A 17337-nucleotide genomic window follows, 5' to 3' on the forward strand; every position below is an offset into this window, starting at 1 on the left:
GAAGGCTGCGATCTTTTGATCTTCAAAGACAAGATCAAAAGATCGCAGCCTTCGGCAGCTCCTACACAGGCGTGCGGTATGTTTGCGGAATGAAAAAGCCCCGGGACTTGCGTCGCCGGGGCTGTGCATAACGCTGGAAGAATCAGTGCCCGCCCAGATAGGCGTTACGCACCTCCTCATTCACCAGCAACTCTTTACCCGTGCCGGTCAGGCGAATCTCGCCGTTGACCATCACATACGCGCGGTCAGACAGTTTCAGCGCATGGTTGGCGTTCTGCTCGACCAGAAAAATGGTCATGCCGGTTTTCGCCAATTCGCGCAGGGTCGCAAAGATCTGCTTCACCACAATCGGCGCCAACCCGAGGCTAGGTTCATCGAGCAGCAACAGCTTCGGTCGACTCATCAGTGCCCGAGCAATGGCGAGCATTTGCTGTTCACCGCCAGACATGGTCATCGCCCGTTGGTTACGTCGCTCTTCCAGCCGTGGAAACAGCGTAAACATGCGCTGCATGTCCTCTTTGGCGTACTTGTCGCCAATCGGGATGGTGCCCATCAGCAGGTTCTCCTCGACGGTCATGTCGGGAAACACCCGCCGCCCTTCCGGCGACTGCGCAATGCCGTTGGAAGCAATGTAGTGCGAGGACTTGTGGGTGATATCGACGCCTTGATAAAGGATCTGCCCGCCCGCGGCCCGTGGCTGGCCGAAGATCGACATCAGCAACGTCGATTTCCCCGCCCCGTTGGAGCCGATCAGGCTGACGGTTTCCCCTTCATTGATCTGCAGCGACACACCTTTGAGGGCCTGGATCGGACCGTAGAAGACGTCGAGGTCTTTGAGTTCGAGGATCGGTTGCGTCATACCAGCTCCTCTTCATCGGCGCCCAGATAGGCCGCGATCACTTTCGGATCGTTGCGGATCGCTTCAGGCCCGCCTTCGGCGATGACGATGCCGTGGTCCAGCACCACGATGTGATCGGAAATGCTCATTACCATGCCCATGTCGTGTTCGATCAGCACCACGGTCAGATCGTGCTCGTCGCGCAGCAGCCGGATCATCGCGCTCAGCGCTTCGGTTTCCTGAGGGTTGAGGCCGGCAGCCGGTTCGTCGAGGCAGATGATCTGTGGCCGCGTGCACATGGCCCGGGCGATCTCCAGACGACGCTGTTGGCCGTAGGAGAGTTCACCGGCGAGACGGTTGGCGCAGTCGACCAGATCGACCACTTCCAGCCAGTAGAAGGCGCAGTCCAGCGCGTCGCTTTCGGCCTTGCGATAGCCCTTGGTGTTGAGGATGCCGGCGAGCATGTTGCGGTTGACCCACATGTGCTGGGCCACCAACAGGTTTTCCAGTACCGACATTTCCTTGAACAGACGAATGTTCTGGAATGTCCGCGCCAGGCCTGCACGGTTTACCAGGTGCGTACCGCCGAACATCTTGTAGTACATGCGGCTGAGGAAGGATTTCGGCGAGACAAAATCCGTCGGTTTGAACGACTCGCCCAGCAACTGGATGACGTTGGTCTGCTGGCCGCGCACATTGAGTTCGATCTTGCCGCCGGTGGCTTTGTAGAACCCGGTCAGGCAGTTGAACACCGTGGTCTTGCCGGCGCCGTTGGGGCCGATCAGGGCGAAGATCGAGTTGCGTTTGACCTTCAGGCTGACATCGCTCAAGGCCTTGATGCCACCGAAATGCATCATCAGTTTTTCAACAGAGAGTACGACTTCACTCATGGCGCAGTCCTCTCATAGTGAATGGCACCTTTGCGTGGAGTGACCCCGGTACGGCTGATACGAATCAGCCCGCGTGGTCGCCAGATCATCATCAACACCATCAGGATGCCGAACAGCAGCACGCGATATTCGGCGAAGCCACGCAGCAGTTCCGGGGCGACGGTGAGTACGAATGCCGCAATCACCACGCCGATGGTCGAGCCCATGCCGCCGAGCACGACAATGGCGAGGATCAGTGCCGATTCGAAGAAGGTGAACGAGGTCGGGTTGACGAAGCCCTGGTAGGTGGCGAAAAACACCCCGGCCAGACCTGCGGTCGATGCACCGATAGTGAACGCCGAGAGCTTGACCAGCACGTGGTTGAGGCCCATCGAGCGGCAGGCGATTTCATCTTCCCGCAAGGCTTCCCAAGCGCGACCGACCGGCATTTTCACCAGCCGATGCTTGATGTACAGCACAGCCAACACCACGAGGAACAACACCGCGTAGATGAAGTAATACTTCACGTCCGGGTTGTAGGCGATGCCGAAGAACTCGTGAAACGGCACCCCGCCATCCTTCGCCCGTTTGCCGAATTCCAGACCGAAGAACGTCGGCAGTGGCGCCGGCATACCGTTCGGGCCGCCGGTCAGCGACAACCAGTTGTTGAGGACCAGGCGAATGATTTCACCGAAGCCCAAGGTCACGATTGCCAGATAGTCGCCGTGCAGACGCAACACCGGGAAGCCAAGGATGCACCCGGCCAGCCCGGCAGTGATCGCCGCCAGCGGCAACACCGTCCAAAAGCCCAGACCGAGATACTGATAACCGAGCGCCAGACCGTAGGCACCGATGGCGTAGAACGCCACGTAACCCAGATCGAGCAGACCGGCCAGACCGACCACAATGTTCAACCCCAACCCCAGCAGCACGTAGATCAATCCGAGGATCACCACGCCCAGCAGATAGGAGTTGGAAACAAACGGCACGATGATCGCCAGCACAATCAGCAGCGGGATGATCCAGCGCAGGCTCGATTTATGGTCGCTTGGCAGCACATGCACACCGGAACCGGTGCTCTCGAATCCGTCGAGGATTTTCAGGCCCTTGGGTGTTTGCAGGAACAAGCTGAGGGCGAAGCGGCCGATCATGACAATGCCGATAATCCACGCCACGCGGGTCGGCTCAAGATTGAAGCTGTAACCCTCGAGTACGACGCCGACAATCGGCCCGAATACGATCAGGGCAATCAGGCCGGCCAGAATCGCCTCAACCAGGCTTTTTTTGATATCAATGCTTTTTTGAGTGGTTGAAGACATCGCTTACACCTTCGACACAAGAGGACGGCCCAACAGGCCCTGCGGCCGGAAGACCAGAACAAGTACGAGCAGCGAGAAGCTGAACACGTCTTTGTAGTCGGAGTTGACCAGACCGGAGAACAGCGACTCGGAAATGCCGAGGATGATCCCGCCGAGCATGGCCCCGGGCAGCGAACCGATCCCGCCAAGCACCGCCGCGGTGAACGCCTTGATGCCGATGATGAAGCCGGCATAGAAGTCGAAAGTGCCGTAGTTCATGGTGATCAGCACGCCGGCCAGCGCCGCCATGGCTGCACCGATGATGAACACATAGGAAATGACCCGATCGGTATTGATGCCGAGGATCGAAGCCATCTTGCGGTCTTGCTGGGTCGCACGGCACATGCGCCCGAGCTTGGTGTACTTGATGACGTAGGTCAGCAGGCCCATGCCGACGAACGCGGCCACCAGAATGAAGACTTTGGTGTAGGTCAGTTGCACGAAGCCAGTACCGACTTCAACACGCCACGCCCCGGTCAGCAGGGTAGGCACACCCTGTTGTTTGGCGCCTTGGGCGATCTGTGCGTAGTTTTGCAGGATCAGGGAGATACCGATGGCGCTGATCAACGGTGCCAGTCGGGTCGAGTTGCGCAGGGGTTTGTAAGCGACACGCTCGATGACCCAGCCATACACCGCCGTGATCACGATGGTGAAAATCAGGGTGCCGAGCATCAGCAGCGGGAAGGATTCAATACCGAAGTACGCCAGCAGAGCCAGACTGATTGCCGCCAGGTAAGCAGAAATCATGTAAACCTCGCCGTGGGCGAAGTTGATCATGCCGATGATGCCGTAGACCATTGTGTAGCCGATGGCGATCAGGCCATAGACCGACCCGAGGGTCAGGCCGTTGACCAGTTGCTGCAGGAAAATACCATCCATAACGCAATCTCACGCAGTGAGAACCTGCACACCTGTGATGTGCGGTTCTTCTAGGAAAAATACAGATTTACGTCGGAGCAATGTCAGAGCGCGAACAGTTCGATCACCGCAGGACCTTGTGGGAGCTGGCTTGCCAGCGATAGCGGTAGAACATTCAACACAGTTGTCGACTGTCAGGCCGTCATCGCGGGCAAGCCCGCTCCCACAGGGATTTGCGGAGTTCAAACGGTCGCGTCAGCCCTTACTTCTGTTTTTCCAGCTGGTGATATTTGCCGTCCTTGTCCCACTGGTAAACCACGTAGTCGGAGACTTTCAGGTCGCCCTTGGAGTCCCAGGTTTTTTCGCCCATGACGGTTTTCACCGGATTTTTCTTCAGCCAGGCTGCGGCCTCTTCGCCCTTGTTGGACTTGGCACCGTTGAACGCGGCAGCCAGGGTCTGCACCGAAGCGTAGGCGTACAGGGTGTAACCCTCAGGCTCGGTACCGGCCTTGCGGAAAGCGTCCACCACAGTCTTGCTGTCTGGCAGCAGGCGCGGGTCGGCGCCGAAGGTCATCAGCACGCCGTCGACGAATTGCGGGCCACCGGCGGTGGTCACCAGTTCGTCAGTCACGATGCCGTCATCGGACATGAACTTGACGTCTTTCAGGCCTTGTTCACGCAGCTGGCGAACCAGCGGGCCGGCCTCCGGGTGCAGACCGCCGAAGTAGACGACGTCGGCGCCGGCGCCACGGATCTTGGTGACGATGGTGCTGAAGTCTTTTTCACCACGGGTCAGGCCTTCGTACAACACAGGCGTCACGCCGCGCTTGACCAGTTGTGCCTTGGTGGCATCCGCCAAGCCTTGGCCGTAGGTGTCTTTGTCGTGCAGCACAACGACTTTCTTGCCCTTGAGCACATCAACGATGTAGTCGCCGGCCACGATGCCTTGCTGGTCGTCACGCCCGCACATACGGAACATGGCGCTGAGGCCGCGCTCGGTGACTTGTGGGTTGGTCGAACCCGGGGTGATCGCGATGATCCCGGCTTCGTCATAGATTTCCGACGCTGGAATGGTCGAAGAGGAGCAGAAGTGACCGACCACGCCGGCGACTTTCTGGTTGGTAAGGTCCTTGGCGACCGTCACGGCCTGCTTCGGCTCGCAGGCGTCATCGCCTTTGACCAGAACGATTTTCTCCCCGTTGACGCCACCCGCCGCGTTGACTGCATCAGCCGCTGCCTGTGCACCCTTCATGTACTGCTCGCCAAATGCCGCGTTGGCGCCCGTCATTGGACCCGCTACACCGATTTTCACATCAGCTTGAGCAAACGCAGAAACACCCAACGCAGTAGCCACTGCGAGGGCCAGAAAGCCTTTCTTGTAAAACGTCTGGGACATGAGGTGGTGCTCCAAGGTTTTTTTAGTTGGCACTGCGACTTCACTTCACTGAATGCTCAGAGCAAGGGCCGTGCCATCGGTTTTTTATTCTTCAAAAAGTCGCTGCTTTCTTGTTATTTCGACTGTTTCGTTCCCATTTTCATTGGGCGTGCAACCGTCTAAACCGCGGAAGGTGAAACCATTTATTTTTTCAGGCGCAACCCGCACGCGCCATCATTGCAACCGCGGCGCCAAACGACGTGCAACCAGCCTGTAACAGCCCGCGTCACCGAACTGCACACTGCTGGTGCGGGACTGCTACAACCCGCACCATTACAGGCTAGTCGCTGCATCGAAAAGCGCCGCTTCCGGCAACATATTTCAACACTCAAATGACGATGCGCAGGCACTGGCCCGCGTGATACAGCGAGAAACCGGCCTCGTACAGGCAACTGCGCAAGCCCACGCCGGCCAAGGGCTGCATCGGTGCGAAGGGAATCGGCAGGGCTTGCGGATTGCCGTTACACAGATAATCAGCGAAAGCCTTGCCGACCACGGTGCCGGTAGTGACGCCACGGCCGTTGTAACCGGTGACGGCCACCAGTCCCGGCGCCGGCTCGAACAAACGCATGAGGTGATCGGGTGTAAACGCAATGCGCCCGGTCCAGGTGCATTCCCACTCGACGGGTTTCAGATTGGGGAAGTAATGCTGCTGCACGCGATCGGCCCAGGCCTTGAGAAACCAGGTCGGCTTCTGATTGCCGTTGCCGAGGCTGCCGAGCAATAACCGGCCTTCTTTGTCGCGACGAATGCTGCTCAGCACTTGCCGCGTATCCCACGAGCCCTGCCCGCCCGGGAGAATTTCCTGCGCGGCGTCTTCGGTCAACGGCACCGACGCGACCTGATAGTAGTAACCGGGGAAGAAGTTGCGCTTGAGCTCGGTCCAGTCGCCTTCGGTGTAGGCGTTGGAGGCGATGACCACTTGCTCGGCCAGCACCGAACCGTGCTCGGTCTGCACCGACCATTTCGTGCCCTGACGCTCAAGGCGAGTGACCGGTGAATGATCGAACAGTTGCCCGCCGAGACCGCTTACCGCATTGGCCAGCCCGGTGACATAAGCCATCGGATTGAGCGTACCGGCGCGGCGATCAAGCAACGCAGCGGCGATTTTTTGCGTGCCCGTGGCTTGCTCGCACGCCTTGCCAGTGAGCAATTCGACTGGCGCGCCACGGCGTTTCCATTGTTGTTCACGACTGCGCAGATCCGCTTCGCCCTTGGCGTTGTGCGCCATGTGCAGGGTGCCTTCGCGGCGTAACTGACAATCGATGTTGTACTTATCCACAAGGCTGAACACCAGCGCTGGCGCCGCCCCGAGCATGCGATTGAGCTGACTGCCGACCGCTTCGCCAAACCCGGCTTCGATCTCGTCCGGTGGAATCCACATGCCAGCGTTGACCAGCCCGACGTTGCGCCCGGAACCACCGTGACCAGCGCGATGGGCCTCCAGCACGCAGACGCTTTTGCCCTTTTCCAACAGATGCAGCGCCGCCGACAACCCGGTAAACCCGGCGCCGATCACGCAGACATCGACCTTCACTTCGCCCCGCAGCCCGGTGTTATCCGGCCTTTGCGGTGTGAGTTTTTCCCACAGACATTCTTCGCGTAACGGCATTGCCAGACTCCAACAGAAACCTAACAAACACTGCAAAATGATCGTTCCCACGCTCTGCGTGGGAATGCAGTCAGGGACGCTCTGCGTCCCAAAAGCGAACGCGGAGCGTCCGCTGAGGCATTCCCACGCAGAGCGTGGGAACGATCGATCTCAACCTATCAGTCGAATGTGATGCCCTGCGCCAGCGGCAGCTCCAGCGAGTAGTTCACGGTGTTGGTCTGCCGGCGCATGTACGCGCGCCACGCATCGGAGCCGGACTCACGACCGCCACCGGTTTCCTTCTCGCCACCAAAAGCGCCGCCGATTTCGGCACCGCTCGGGCCGATGTTGACGTTGGCGATGCCGCAGTCGCTGCCGACCGCCGACATGAACTGCTCGGCTTCGCGCACATCGGTGGTGAAGATGCACGACGACAGACCTTGTGGCACCGCATTGTTCAGGCGCAGCGCTTCCTGGAAATCGCTGTAGCCGACCACGTACAGAATCGGTGCGAAGGTTTCGCTACACACCACATCGCTCTGCTCCGGCATTTCAACAATCGCTGGCGAAACGTAATAAGCATTGGGGAACTGGTCTTCCAGTTGACGCTTGCCGCCAAATACCCGCCCACCCTCGCTCAACGCCTGCTCCAGCGCGTCCTGCATGTTTTCGAAGCTGTGCTTGTCGATCAGCGGGCCGACCAGATTGCCTTCCAGCGGGTTGCCGATGCGCACTTTCGAGTAAGCGGCCTTGAGACGAGTTACGATTTCTTCTTTGACCGACTCATGAGCGATCAGACGGCGCAAGGTGGTGCAGCGCTGGCCGGCCGTGCCGACCGCACTGAACAGAATTGCGCGCACGGCCATGTCGAGATCCGCGCTCGGGCCGAGGATCATCGCGTTGTTACCGCCCAATTCCAGAATGCTGCGAGCGAAACGAGCGGCGACTTTCGGCGCCACTTCGCGGCCCATGCGTGTGCTGCCAGTGGCGCTGATCAACGCAACACGCGGGTCATCGACCAAGGCTTCGCCAGCGTCGCGGCCACCAATAATCACCTGGCAAAGATTCGCTGGGGCGTCGGTGAAATTCTTCACTACACGATCAAACAGCGCTTGGCAGGCCAACGCGGTCAGCGGAGTTTTCTCCGACGGTTTCCACACCACCGGGTTGCCGCAGACCAGCGCCAGCGTGGTGTTCCACGCCCACACTGCGACCGGGAAGTTGAACGCGCTGATCACCCCGACCACGCCCAGCGGATGCCAGGTTTCACGCATGTGGTGGCCCGGACGCTCGGAGGCAATGGTCAAACCGTACAACTGGCGGGACAGGCCGACGGCGAAATCGCAGATGTCGATCATCTCCTGCACTTCACCGAGACCTTCCTGGGTGATCTTGCCAGCCTCCCAAGAAACCAGCTCGCCAAGATCAGCCTTGTATTCGCGCAGCACTTCACCGAATTGACGCACCAGCTCGCCGCGACGCGGGGCCGGCACCTTGCGCCATTGCTCGAACGCATGATCTGCGCGACTGATGTGCTGCTCGACTTCGGCCGGGCCTTCCCAGTTGACGGCGGCAATGCGGCTGCCGTCGATCGGCGAATGCACCGGCACTTTGCCGTTCTGATAAAGGGCCGGGTTCACACCAAGACGATCAAGCAATGCGGCAACCATGGGTCACTCCTCAAGCAAAAAACTGAATGTGTGCGGACGCTTTTTCGCGACCGGGCAGGCCTTTAGTTGTAGCGTCACAATGGCAAGGCAACAAACGACCTTTACGCGAGATATCATTCCGTTTATTCATGCTGGGCATAGAAAGACAAGAAAAGGATCAGCCATGCTGAACAAACGCCACCTGCCATCGATCACCGCATTGCAGTGTTTCGAGGCCGTGACCCGTCACCTGAGTTTCACCCGCGCCGCCGAGGAGCTGAACCTGACCCAGAGCGCAGTGAGCAAACAGGTCGCGCAGCTTGAAGAGCTGTTGCAGCACTTGTTGTTCCGCCGGGTGCGGCGGCGCTTGCAGATGACCCCGGCTGGGGATTTGTACTTGGTTGAAGTAAGAAAAATCCTCACCCAAGTGGAAATGTCGACGCATTACCTGCGCTCCTACGGCGGTGAGACTGAAGTCCTGCGCGTGTCGACGCCATCGACCTTCGGCGCGCGCTGGCTGGTGCCGCGCCTGAAAGGCTGGCGTCTGCGCCATCCATCGATTCACCTGGATTTGTGCAACGAGCAAGAAGCGGATGATCTGCTGCAAGGGCGCAGTGATTTGGCGTTCTATTTTGGTCAGGGCTCACGGCCCGGCACTGAATGCCTGAAGTTGTTCGGCGAAGAACTGGTGCCGGTGTGCGCGCCGGGCAGCCTGCCGGACACGCCGTTCACTGATCCGACGCAACTTACCGATCTGGTCCTCCTGCAAAATGCCTCGCGCCCGCAAGCCTGGCACGACTGGTTCGACAGTCAGGGTTACCAGACCGAACACAGCTACCACGGGCCGCGTTTCGAAACCTTTTATATGTGCATCCGCGCCGCGCAGGTCGGTTGCGGTGTGGCGTTGTTGCCACGGTTTCTGGTGGAAGAGGAATTGGCCGACGGCAAACTGGTCATTCCCTGGCAGCATGCAATGCCCAGTTCCGACGCCTATTACCTGGCGTATCCAGAGCATGCGGCGGAAGTGCCGAAGGTACGGGATTTTGTGAAATGGATGCTGGAGCAGATCGATAGCCCGAATGACTGACCCGATTGAAAAATGTGGGAGCGAGCCTGCTCGCGAAGAGACCGGCACATTCAATACCCATTTCGACTGAATTGACGCCTTCGCGAGCAGGCTCACTCCCACCAGGGTTCTGCGGTGATCTAAAAAATTGCTGGCAATCTTCGTCCCTGATATGCGCCACTAGCGCCATTGTTTGAGACCGCGCACAGGCGCGGCGCACCTGGAGACCCCGTTATGAGCGAGAGCGTGTTTGCCGATCGCATCGTGCAGAACCTGCTCGACACCGACTTCTACAAACTGACGATGATGCAGGCGGTGCTGCACAACTACCCCAACGTCGAAGTCGAATGGGAGTTTCGTTGCCGTAACAGCGAAGATCTGCGCCCGTATCTGGCCGAGATCCGTTTTCAGATCGAGCGTCTGGCCGAACTGAGCCTGAGCGCCGATCAACTGAGTTTCCTTGAGCGGATCAGCTTCCTCAAACCGGATTTCCTGCGTTTTCTCGGATTGTTCCGCTTCAACCTGCGCTATCTGCACACCGGTATCGAGAACGGCGAACTGTTCATCCGTCTGCGCGGGCCGTGGCTGCATGTGATTCTCTACGAAGTGCCGTTGCTGGCGATCGTCAGCGAAGTGCGCAATCGCTATCGCTACCGCGAAACCGTGCTTGAACAAGCGCGCGAACAGCTCTACCGCAAGTTCGACTGGCTGACCGCCAACGCCTCGTCCGACGAGTTATCGCAGCTGCAGGTCGCCGACTTCGGCACCCGCCGGCGCTTTTCGTTCGGCGTGCAGGCAGAAGTGGTGAACGTGCTCAAGCACGACTTCCCCGGCCGTTTTGTCGGCACCAGTAACGTGCATCTGTCACGAGAACTGGACATGAAACCGCTGGGCACCATGGCCCACGAATGGATCATGGCGCACCAGCAACTCGGTCCACGGCTGATCGATAGCCAGATCGCCGCGCTCGATTGCTGGGTCCGCGAATACCGTGGCCTGCTGGGGATCGCGCTCACCGATTGCATCACCACCGATGCATTTCTCGGCGACTTCGACCTGTTCTTCGCCAAGCTGTTTGACGGCCTGCGCCATGACTCCGGCGATCCTGTGGTGTGGGGCGAAAAATGCATTGCGCACTATCACAAGCTCGGCATCGACCCGATGAGCAAGACCCTGGTGTTCTCCGACAGCCTGACCCTGCCCAAGTCGCTGGAGATCTTCCGCGCCCTGCACGGCCGGATCAATGTCAGCTTCGGCATCGGCACCAACCTCACCTGTGACATTCCGGGTGTCGAACCGATGAGCATCGTGCTTAAAATGACCGCCTGCAACGGCCAACCGGTGGCGAAGATCTCCGACGAGCCAGGCAAGTCCCACTGCAAAGACCCGAATTTCGTCGCTTATTTGCGACACGTTTTCCAGGTTCCTGCCGATTCCAGTCTATCTAGCAAGGAGTGAATTCATGCAAGCCGTACAGCGTGAGATTGCTGAACAGCTCAAGGTGCAACCGCCGTTCGCCGACTACCAGGCCCTGCAGGCCGAAGTCGCCCGGCGCATTACCTTTATTCAGGATTGTCTGGTCAATTCCGGGCTCAAGACGCTGGTGCTGGGCATCAGCGGCGGCGTCGACTCGCTGACCGCCGGCCTGTTGGCCCAGCGGGCGATGCGTGAGCTGCGCGACCAGACCGGCGACAACAGCTACAAATTCATCGCCGTGCGCCTGCCGTACGAAACCCAGTTCGACGAGCACGACGCCCAAGCCTCGGTGGATTTCATCGCCCCGGACGAACGTCACACGGTCAACATCGGCCCAGCGGTGAAATCGCTGGCCAGTGAAGTGGCGGCGTTTGAAGGCAAGCACGCGGTGTCGGTGGACTTCGTATTGGGCAACACCAAGGCGCGCATGCGCATGGTCGCGCAGTACACCATCGCCGGCGCGGCGCACGGGTTGGTAATCGGCACCGATCACGCGGCAGAAGCGGTGATGGGTTTCTTCACCAAGTTTGGTGACGGCGCCTGCGATCTGGCACCGCTCAGCGGTCTGGTGAAGAATCAGGTTCGCGCGATTGCCCGCAGCTTTGGCGCGCCGGAGTCGCTGGTCGAGAAAGTGCCAACGGCGGATCTGGAAGATCTGTCGCCAGGCAAACCGGATGAAGCATCGCACGGCGTGACCTATGCCGAGATCGATGCGTTCCTGCACGGTGAGCCGGTGCGTCAGGAAGCGTTCGACATCATCGTCGCGACCTACAACAAGACTCATCACAAACGCGTGATGCCGTTTGCGCCTTAAGCGCTGATGGAATGAAAAAGCCCGCTGAGGAGTGATCCTCAGCGGGCTTTTCTTTGGCCATTGCTTTCATTGATGCGAATGGCCCCTTCGCGAGCAGGCTCGCTCCCACATTGATGGCGCAAACCTGTGGGAGCGAGCCTGCTCGCGAAGAACGATGACGCGGTTGACCGGCTTACTTGACAGTAATGGTGCCTTTCATCATCGAGATGTGGCCTGGGAACGAGCAGAAGAAGCCGTATTTATCAGTGCCGGCCAGCTTCGACACGTCGAAGGTTACCGAGTCAGTTTCCTTGGCACCGATGATTTTGGTGTGCGCGATCACGCGAGCATCGCCATCTTTCAGGTAGTTTTTGTCGATGCCAGCAGCCAGGCCATCAGTGGCGATTGGCTGCATGTCCGCTTCTTTGCTGATTACCAGGTTATGGCCCATGACGTTCTTCGGCAGGCTGCCGGAGTGAGTCAGTTCAACGGTGAAAGTCTTGCAGCTCTTGTCGATCACGATTTCCTTGGTGTTGAAGGACATCTGATCGGTGGAGTCAACGGTGGTTTTGCACTCGGCAGCCATCAATTGGCTGCTGGCCAGCGCCAGCAGGGATACCGCAACAACTTTGGAAAACATGGTGAATCTCCAAGGCAGGGTTAACAAAAACACGAATGGTGGAAAGACTGCCTGAAATCTTCGCAAGTTCCTATGACTTGAGTCAAAAATTGTATACAACTTTCAGGCTATGACACTCATCGAGACAATCTAACGGCCAGAATTCCAGGCCCGGCCTATGATCGGCGCATCTACTGAGACGGAGTGCCTGTCATGTTCTTTAACGGTCTGTTGTGCAGTTTGCTCGCCGCCTACGCCTGTGGCGCCAGCGGCACCTTTGAATCGCCGGAACGCGAAGTTTAGCCCTTGGATCGAGGCGTGCCAGCCATTACCCTGTGACGGATTGACCCAGGAGGAAGGCATGTCTCTGAAATCCGTTTGTGTATTTTGCGGTGCCAACGCCGGCACTGTTCCGGCTTACACCGAAGCCGCTGTTGCCCTTGGCCGGGCCTTGGCTGAACGCAAGTTGACCCTGGTCTACGGCGGTGGTGCTGTGGGTCTGATGGGCATTGTTGCCGATGCGGCGCTGGCCGCTGGCGGCGAAGTGATCGGCATCATCCCGCAGAGCCTGATGGACAAGGAAATCGGCCACAAAAGCCTGACACGCCTGGAAGTGGTCAACGGCATGCATGCGCGCAAGGCGCGCATGGCTGAACTCAGCGATGCGTTTATCGCCCTGCCCGGCGGTCTCGGCACGCTGGAAGAGCTGTTCGAAGTCTGGACCTGGGGTCAGCTCGGCTACCACGGCAAGCCGCTGGGCCTGCTGGAAGTGAACGGCTTTTACAGCAAACTCACCGCTTTTCTTGACCATATCGTCGGCGAAGGCTTCGTTCGCGCGCCACACCGTGACATGCTGCAAGTGAGCGAATCGCCGCAAACACTGCTCGATGCCCTGGATAACTGGAAGCCGACCATCACGCCCAAGTGGGTCGACCAAAAACCCGGCTAACCACGAGGCACCGATACAGGGCAGAATATGCGCCGCTCAACCTCACCTTCGACCCAAGAGGATCGCCCATGGCCAAACCCAATTACTCCTTCGCCAAACGTCAACGAGACCTGGCAAAGGAACAGAAGAAAGAGGAAAAGCTTCAGCGCAAGAAACAAACCGCTGAAGAAGCAGCAATGAACCCTGACGGTGAAGTGGCGACGCAAGATGATGTTGATGCAACCGATGCGACTGAAACACCGAAAGATCAGGCGCCCGACGCCTGAACCCCACCGGGTTTGATGATCGAATCAGGCCCTGCGGATTTGTGACGGGGCTGGCAGTTTCACTGCTGGCCCTCACAGCCCTCCCCCTTCCCAAGCACACCCAAATTCCCAATGTGGGGGCGAGCAGGCTCACTCCTACAGTTTGATCGGCGTTAATCCAGAGGCATTACGGTGACGCGCACTTCCGGGTCGTGATTGCCGCCACCGAGGATCACCCCACGCAACGGCGACACATCAGAGAAATCCCGCCCCCACGCCAATGTGATGTGCTCCAGCGCCGGTTGCACATTGTTGGTTGGATCAAAATCCACCCAGCCCAGCACCGGACAAAATACCGACACCCACGCATGCGAAGCGTCGGCGCCGATCAAGCGTGGCTGCCCCGGCGGCGGCTGCGTCAGCAAATAACCACTGATGTAGCGCGCCGCCAGCCCTCGCGAGCGCACGCACGCCAGCATCAAGTGCGCGAAGTCCTGACACACCCCGCGTCGCCGCTCCAGCACTTCCACCAGCGGGGTCGCCACTTGGGTTGCTTCGGCATCGAAGGTGAACTCGCTGAAGATCTTCTGCATCAAGTCCTGCACGCCCAACAGCAACGGTCGGCCCGGCGGGAAACAACTCTGAGAGAACTCGACGAAGCTGCGCTTCAAATGCACGTACGGTGACTGGAAGCGGTAGCGACAGGCTTCGAGCAACTCAGCGGACAACGGCTGGCTGCTGTAGGTCAGCGCATCGCGGGTCAGCTCCCAGGCGGGCGACTGATTGAAATCCAGCGCAGGCCGCGCCAGCACTTCCACCGTGAGTTGTGCATTGACCTGCAATTCGTCATGCGGGCGTTCGAAGGCCAGTCGGGTCAACGGATTGCCAAACACATCCAGCTCATCGCGCCGCGCTGTCGGATCCGGACTGATCAGCAATTGCTGTTCGGTACAACGCTGCCAATCGCATTTCCGCGGCCACAAGTGCGCCAGTTGCTGCGCCAGGGAAACCGGGCTGTCGTAGTGATAACAGGTGTCGTGGAAAATCTGGTATCGAGCATTCATCAGACGGACACCGTGCGTTGGCTAACGTCATCGACATGAGCGAAATGACGCAGAGCCAAGCGATCCGAGACCTGCCCACTGGCCTCGGCAATCTCTTGCAGCAGATCCGCCAGACCGCTCAAAGCCGCTCGTACGCTGGACTCACCGAACAATGGATTCTCCAGACACCCCAGATCGAACCGTGCCAGCCGCTCGACCAGTCGCGGCAATCCCGCTTCCCGTGGCGCGCCAAAATCATCGTTCAAACGTTTCAACGTGCGCGTGACCAGTTTCAACTGGAACAACACCGCGTGCGGGTTCTGCTCGTCCAGCAGCAATAGGTCGAGCACCGGAATCAATTGTGCCACGGCCAGATAACGTGAGCGATAGGTGATGCTGCTGTTGCCCAACTCCAGCAACCACTCCAGGCCCGCCTGATCGAAAGCACCGGCGCCACGCAGAAACGCCGCGAGGCTACTGCTGAGAAACTGCAGTCGCTCGATACGCCGGCCAATCATCAGAAAGCGCCAGCCTTCGTCGCGGGTCATGTCGTCGAGGGCAAACCCGGACAACGCCGCCAGCGACATCACCAGCCGGTTGAGGAAATCCAGCAGTTCGCCGAAGTCAGGCTCGTCGGTGTCCAGTTCCATCGCTTCGCGCTGCAACTCCACCAGCGCCTGCCAGTTCTCCCGCGAAAGCTTGCCGCGCACCTGTGACGCCGCCCACTGCAAGCGTTGCAGGTTGGAACGCAGGCTGAACGACCAGTCTTCACCGAGCAATGCAGCGAGCAAGCGCTCGGGCAGCTCTCCTTCATCCGGCAACAACGTCAACCGCTCACCGAGATCGACCGCCGCCTGCAACGCTTGCGGGTCATCACCATCGACATACCGCGCAAGCATGATGCGCAGCAGCCGCGCACTGTCGTCACAGCGTTCGCAGTAACGGCCGAACCAGAACAGGTTTTCCACCACTCGCGAGGGTAGATATGGATCGCGCCGCACCAGATCGTGCACCCCTACATTACGCTGGCTCTTCCATTGCTCGCCGCTGGGTGGACGATCGCCAATTACCCAAGTGTCCTTGCTCGCCCCGCCGCGCTGCATCGATACCACTTCGGCATCAGCCTCGGCGGCCACCCGGGTCAGACCACCGGGGAGCACACGATAACCATCACCACCGGCCACGGCGTACATGCGCATGCCGATCGCCCGCGGTTGCAGTTGACCATTTTCGGCCTGCCAGATTGGCGCTTGCGATAGCTGAGCCAATTCTTGCGCAACGTAGGCATAAGGGCGCGCCTGCATGCGTTCAGCAAGCGTGTGACGCTGTTTTTCACTCAGATCACGGCCAAATACAGGCGTGAAGCTTTGCGAGGGAAACGCCGGTTTGATCAACAGCTCAGGTAGTTTTTCCAAGGCCTGCGCCAGTACCGGTGGCTCGCCGCACCACCACGTCGCGATTGACGGCAAGATCAGCTCTTCGCCGAACAGGTATTGGTTGATCTTCGGCAGAAAACCCAGCAAACCCGGCGATTCCAGAACGCCGCTGCCCAACGCGTTGGCAACCAGGACTCGCCCCTGACGCACGGCTTCGAGCAGACCGGGCACGCCGAGCGCCGAATCCGTACGCAGCTCAAGCGGATCGCAGAAATCATCATCGAGCCGGCGCATGATCGCGTGCACCCGACGCAAGCCACTGAGGGTTTTCAGGTAGACCGTGGCATCGCGCACCGTCAGGTCACCGCCCTCGACCAGCGGGTAACCCAGCTGGCGAGCCAGATACAAATGTTCAAAATAACTTTCGTTGAAACGCCCCGGAGTGAGCAGCACCACCAGCGGCGCCTCATCGTCACTCGGTGCCTGCCGCGCAAGGGTTTCCTGCAATGTGCGGAAGAACCCGGCCAGATGCTGCACCTTCAGATCCCGGTACAACTCAGGAAAGGCACGGGACACGATGGTGCGGTTTTCCAAAGCATAACCGGCGCCCGACGGTGCTTGTGTGCGATCCGCCGTGACCCACCAGCGCCCATCCGGCGTGCGCGCCAGATCCACGGCATACAGATGCAGGTACGCGTCTTCCGGCGGTGCAATGCCCTGACAAGGCCATAGGAAATTGTTGTGTCCAAACACCAGTTCAGCCGGCAACAGGCCTTCGCTGATCAATCGTTGCGGCCCGTACAAATCAGCCAACACCGAATTGAGCAGACGTGCACGTTGAGCGATGCCCGCCGACAAATGCTGCCATTCATCTGCGGCAATCACGTGGGGCAACAGATCCAGCTCCCACGGCCGATCCGCGCCTTTGGGATCGGCATAGACGTTATAGGTGACACCGTTTTCCTGAATCTGCCGCGCCAGCAAAGACTGTCGCTGCATCAGTTGCGCCGGGGTGCTGCGCTGCAACTGATCGAACAGCCGCCGCCAGTGCGGGCGCACCGCGCCACTGCCGTCGAGCAGTTCGTGATAAGTGCCCGCCGTCAGCGGGTAGCGGTCTAGCAGGTCAGGCATGGAAAGCTCGGCAGACAGCAAAGAACGGTCAGACTAACGCA

General features: G+C 59.2%; 15 protein-coding genes. 5 read left to right on the top strand and 10 right to left on the bottom strand.

Annotation, left to right across the window (positions count from 1 at the left end; genetic code table 11):
- Positions 1–142: 142 nt before the first annotated feature.
- From PMI23_RS06500 to amaB, 7 genes are all read right to left on the bottom strand, one after another.
- The gene (locus PMI23_RS06500) at positions 143–859 is read right to left on the bottom strand and encodes an ABC transporter ATP-binding protein (RefSeq protein ID WP_007915900.1); all 717 of its coding nucleotides are present in this window, start codon (positions 857–859) and stop codon (positions 143–145) included.
- The gene (locus PMI23_RS06505) at positions 856–1728 is read right to left on the bottom strand and encodes an ABC transporter ATP-binding protein (RefSeq protein WP_007915898.1); all 873 of its coding nucleotides are present in this window, start codon (positions 1726–1728) and stop codon (positions 856–858) included. Before PMI23_RS06505 ends, PMI23_RS06500 begins: the two co-directional genes overlap by 4 nt.
- On the bottom strand, positions 1725–3026 hold the full coding sequence (livM, locus tag PMI23_RS06510; protein ID WP_007915896.1) for a high-affinity branched-chain amino acid ABC transporter permease LivM: 1302 nt from the start codon (positions 3024–3026) through the stop codon (positions 1725–1727). The genes PMI23_RS06505 and livM overlap by 4 nt, the downstream gene beginning before the upstream one ends.
- Before the next feature lie 3 nt (positions 3027–3029).
- Positions 3030–3944 (bottom strand): ABC transporter permease subunit, encoded by a 915-nt coding sequence (locus tag PMI23_RS06515; RefSeq protein ID WP_007915894.1) that lies wholly within the window; start codon positions 3942–3944, stop codon positions 3030–3032.
- 241 nt (positions 3945–4185) lie between these two features.
- Complete coding sequence (locus PMI23_RS06520; protein WP_007915892.1) at positions 4186–5319, bottom strand: ABC transporter substrate-binding protein; 1134 nt, start codon at positions 5317–5319, stop codon at positions 4186–4188.
- A 367-nt stretch (positions 5320–5686) separates the two neighbouring features.
- A complete protein-coding gene (amaA, locus tag PMI23_RS06525; protein ID WP_007915889.1) occupies positions 5687–6970 on the bottom strand; it encodes an L-pipecolate oxidase in 1284 nt (427 codons plus the stop codon).
- 158 nt (positions 6971–7128) lie between these two features.
- Positions 7129–8619, bottom strand: coding sequence for an L-piperidine-6-carboxylate dehydrogenase (gene amaB / locus PMI23_RS06530; protein WP_007915887.1), 1491 nt, complete (start codon positions 8617–8619; stop codon positions 7129–7131).
- 163 nt (positions 8620–8782) lie between these two features.
- Between amaB and PMI23_RS06535 the strand changes: the two genes are divergently transcribed.
- From PMI23_RS06535 to nadE, 3 genes are all read left to right on the top strand, one after another.
- Positions 8783–9685 carry a LysR family transcriptional regulator gene (locus tag PMI23_RS06535; protein ID WP_007915885.1) on the top strand — a complete coding sequence of 301 codons (903 nt, stop codon included), beginning with the start codon at positions 8783–8785 and terminating at the stop codon, positions 9683–9685.
- Between the two features lie 213 nt (positions 9686–9898).
- On the top strand, positions 9899–11122 hold the full coding sequence (gene pncB, locus PMI23_RS06540) for a nicotinate phosphoribosyltransferase (protein WP_007915883.1): 1224 nt from the start codon (positions 9899–9901) through the stop codon (positions 11120–11122).
- A gap of 4 nt (positions 11123–11126) precedes the next feature.
- A complete protein-coding gene (nadE, locus tag PMI23_RS06545) occupies positions 11127–11954 on the top strand; it encodes an ammonia-dependent NAD(+) synthetase (protein ID WP_007915880.1) in 828 nt (275 codons plus the stop codon).
- 172 nt (positions 11955–12126) lie between these two features.
- Here nadE and azu read toward each other — a convergent pair whose 3' ends face one another.
- Positions 12127–12573, bottom strand: a complete 447-nt coding sequence (azu, locus tag PMI23_RS06550) for an azurin (RefSeq protein ID WP_007915878.1) — start codon at positions 12571–12573, stop codon at positions 12127–12129.
- Positions 12574–12913: 340 nt separating this feature from the next.
- Between azu and PMI23_RS06555 the strand changes: the two genes are divergently transcribed.
- Together PMI23_RS06555 and PMI23_RS06560 are read left to right on the top strand one after the other, a co-directional pair.
- Positions 12914–13501 carry a TIGR00730 family Rossman fold protein gene (locus PMI23_RS06555; protein WP_007915867.1) on the top strand — a complete coding sequence of 196 codons (588 nt, stop codon included), beginning with the start codon at positions 12914–12916 and terminating at the stop codon, positions 13499–13501.
- Between the two features lie 68 nt (positions 13502–13569).
- Positions 13570–13767, top strand: coding sequence for a hypothetical protein (locus PMI23_RS06560; protein WP_007915864.1), 198 nt, complete (start codon positions 13570–13572; stop codon positions 13765–13767).
- A 152-nt stretch (positions 13768–13919) separates the two neighbouring features.
- On the opposite strand, the gene PMI23_RS06565 is transcribed toward PMI23_RS06560, so the two are convergent.
- Entirely contained in the window at positions 13920–14810 is an 891-nt protein-coding gene (locus tag PMI23_RS06565; RefSeq protein ID WP_007915861.1) for a transglutaminase family protein, read from the bottom strand.
- A complete protein-coding gene (locus PMI23_RS06570) occupies positions 14810–17296 on the bottom strand; it encodes a circularly permuted type 2 ATP-grasp protein (RefSeq protein ID WP_007915860.1) in 2487 nt (828 codons plus the stop codon). The genes PMI23_RS06565 and PMI23_RS06570 overlap by 1 nt, the downstream gene beginning before the upstream one ends.
- Positions 17297–17337: the final 41 nt, after the last annotated feature.

The sequence above is a fragment of the Pseudomonas sp. GM24 genome (genome assembly GCF_000282235.1).
Lineage (GTDB): Bacteria > Pseudomonadota > Gammaproteobacteria > Pseudomonadales > Pseudomonadaceae > Aquipseudomonas.

Bases quoted from the DNA above. Each gene is read 5' to 3' on its own strand.
- PMI23_RS06515 (WP_007915894.1), bottom strand. From the start codon at position 3,944: ATGGATGGTATTTTCCTGCAGCAACTGGTCAACGGCCTGACCCTCGGG.
- PMI23_RS06505 (WP_007915898.1), bottom strand. From the start codon at position 1,728: ATGAGTGAAGTCGTACTCTCTGTTGAAAAACTGATGATGCATTTCGGT.
- pncB (WP_007915883.1), top strand. From the start codon at position 9,899: ATGAGCGAGAGCGTGTTTGCCGATCGCATCGTGCAGAACCTGCTCGAC.
- PMI23_RS06555 (WP_007915867.1), top strand. From the start codon at position 12,914: ATGTCTCTGAAATCCGTTTGTGTATTTTGCGGTGCCAACGCCGGCACT.
- PMI23_RS06500 (WP_007915900.1), bottom strand. From the start codon at position 859: ATGACGCAACCGATCCTCGAACTCAAAGACCTCGACGTCTTCTACGGT.
- PMI23_RS06535 (WP_007915885.1), top strand. From the start codon at position 8,783: ATGCTGAACAAACGCCACCTGCCATCGATCACCGCATTGCAGTGTTTC.
- PMI23_RS06565 (WP_007915861.1), bottom strand. From the start codon at position 14,810: ATGAATGCTCGATACCAGATTTTCCACGACACCTGTTATCACTACGAC.
- PMI23_RS06560 (WP_007915864.1), top strand. From the start codon at position 13,570: ATGGCCAAACCCAATTACTCCTTCGCCAAACGTCAACGAGACCTGGCA.
- PMI23_RS06520 (WP_007915892.1), bottom strand. From the start codon at position 5,319: ATGTCCCAGACGTTTTACAAGAAAGGCTTTCTGGCCCTCGCAGTGGCT.
- azu (WP_007915878.1), bottom strand. From the start codon at position 12,573: ATGTTTTCCAAAGTTGTTGCGGTATCCCTGCTGGCGCTGGCCAGCAGC.
- amaA (WP_007915889.1), bottom strand. From the start codon at position 6,970: ATGCCGTTACGCGAAGAATGTCTGTGGGAAAAACTCACACCGCAAAGG.
- PMI23_RS06570 (WP_007915860.1), bottom strand. From the start codon at position 17,296: ATGCCTGACCTGCTAGACCGCTACCCGCTGACGGCGGGCACTTATCAC.
- nadE (WP_007915880.1), top strand. From the start codon at position 11,127: ATGCAAGCCGTACAGCGTGAGATTGCTGAACAGCTCAAGGTGCAACCG.
- amaB (WP_007915887.1), bottom strand. From the start codon at position 8,619: ATGGTTGCCGCATTGCTTGATCGTCTTGGTGTGAACCCGGCCCTTTAT.
- livM (WP_007915896.1), bottom strand. From the start codon at position 3,026: ATGTCTTCAACCACTCAAAAAAGCATTGATATCAAAAAAAGCCTGGTT.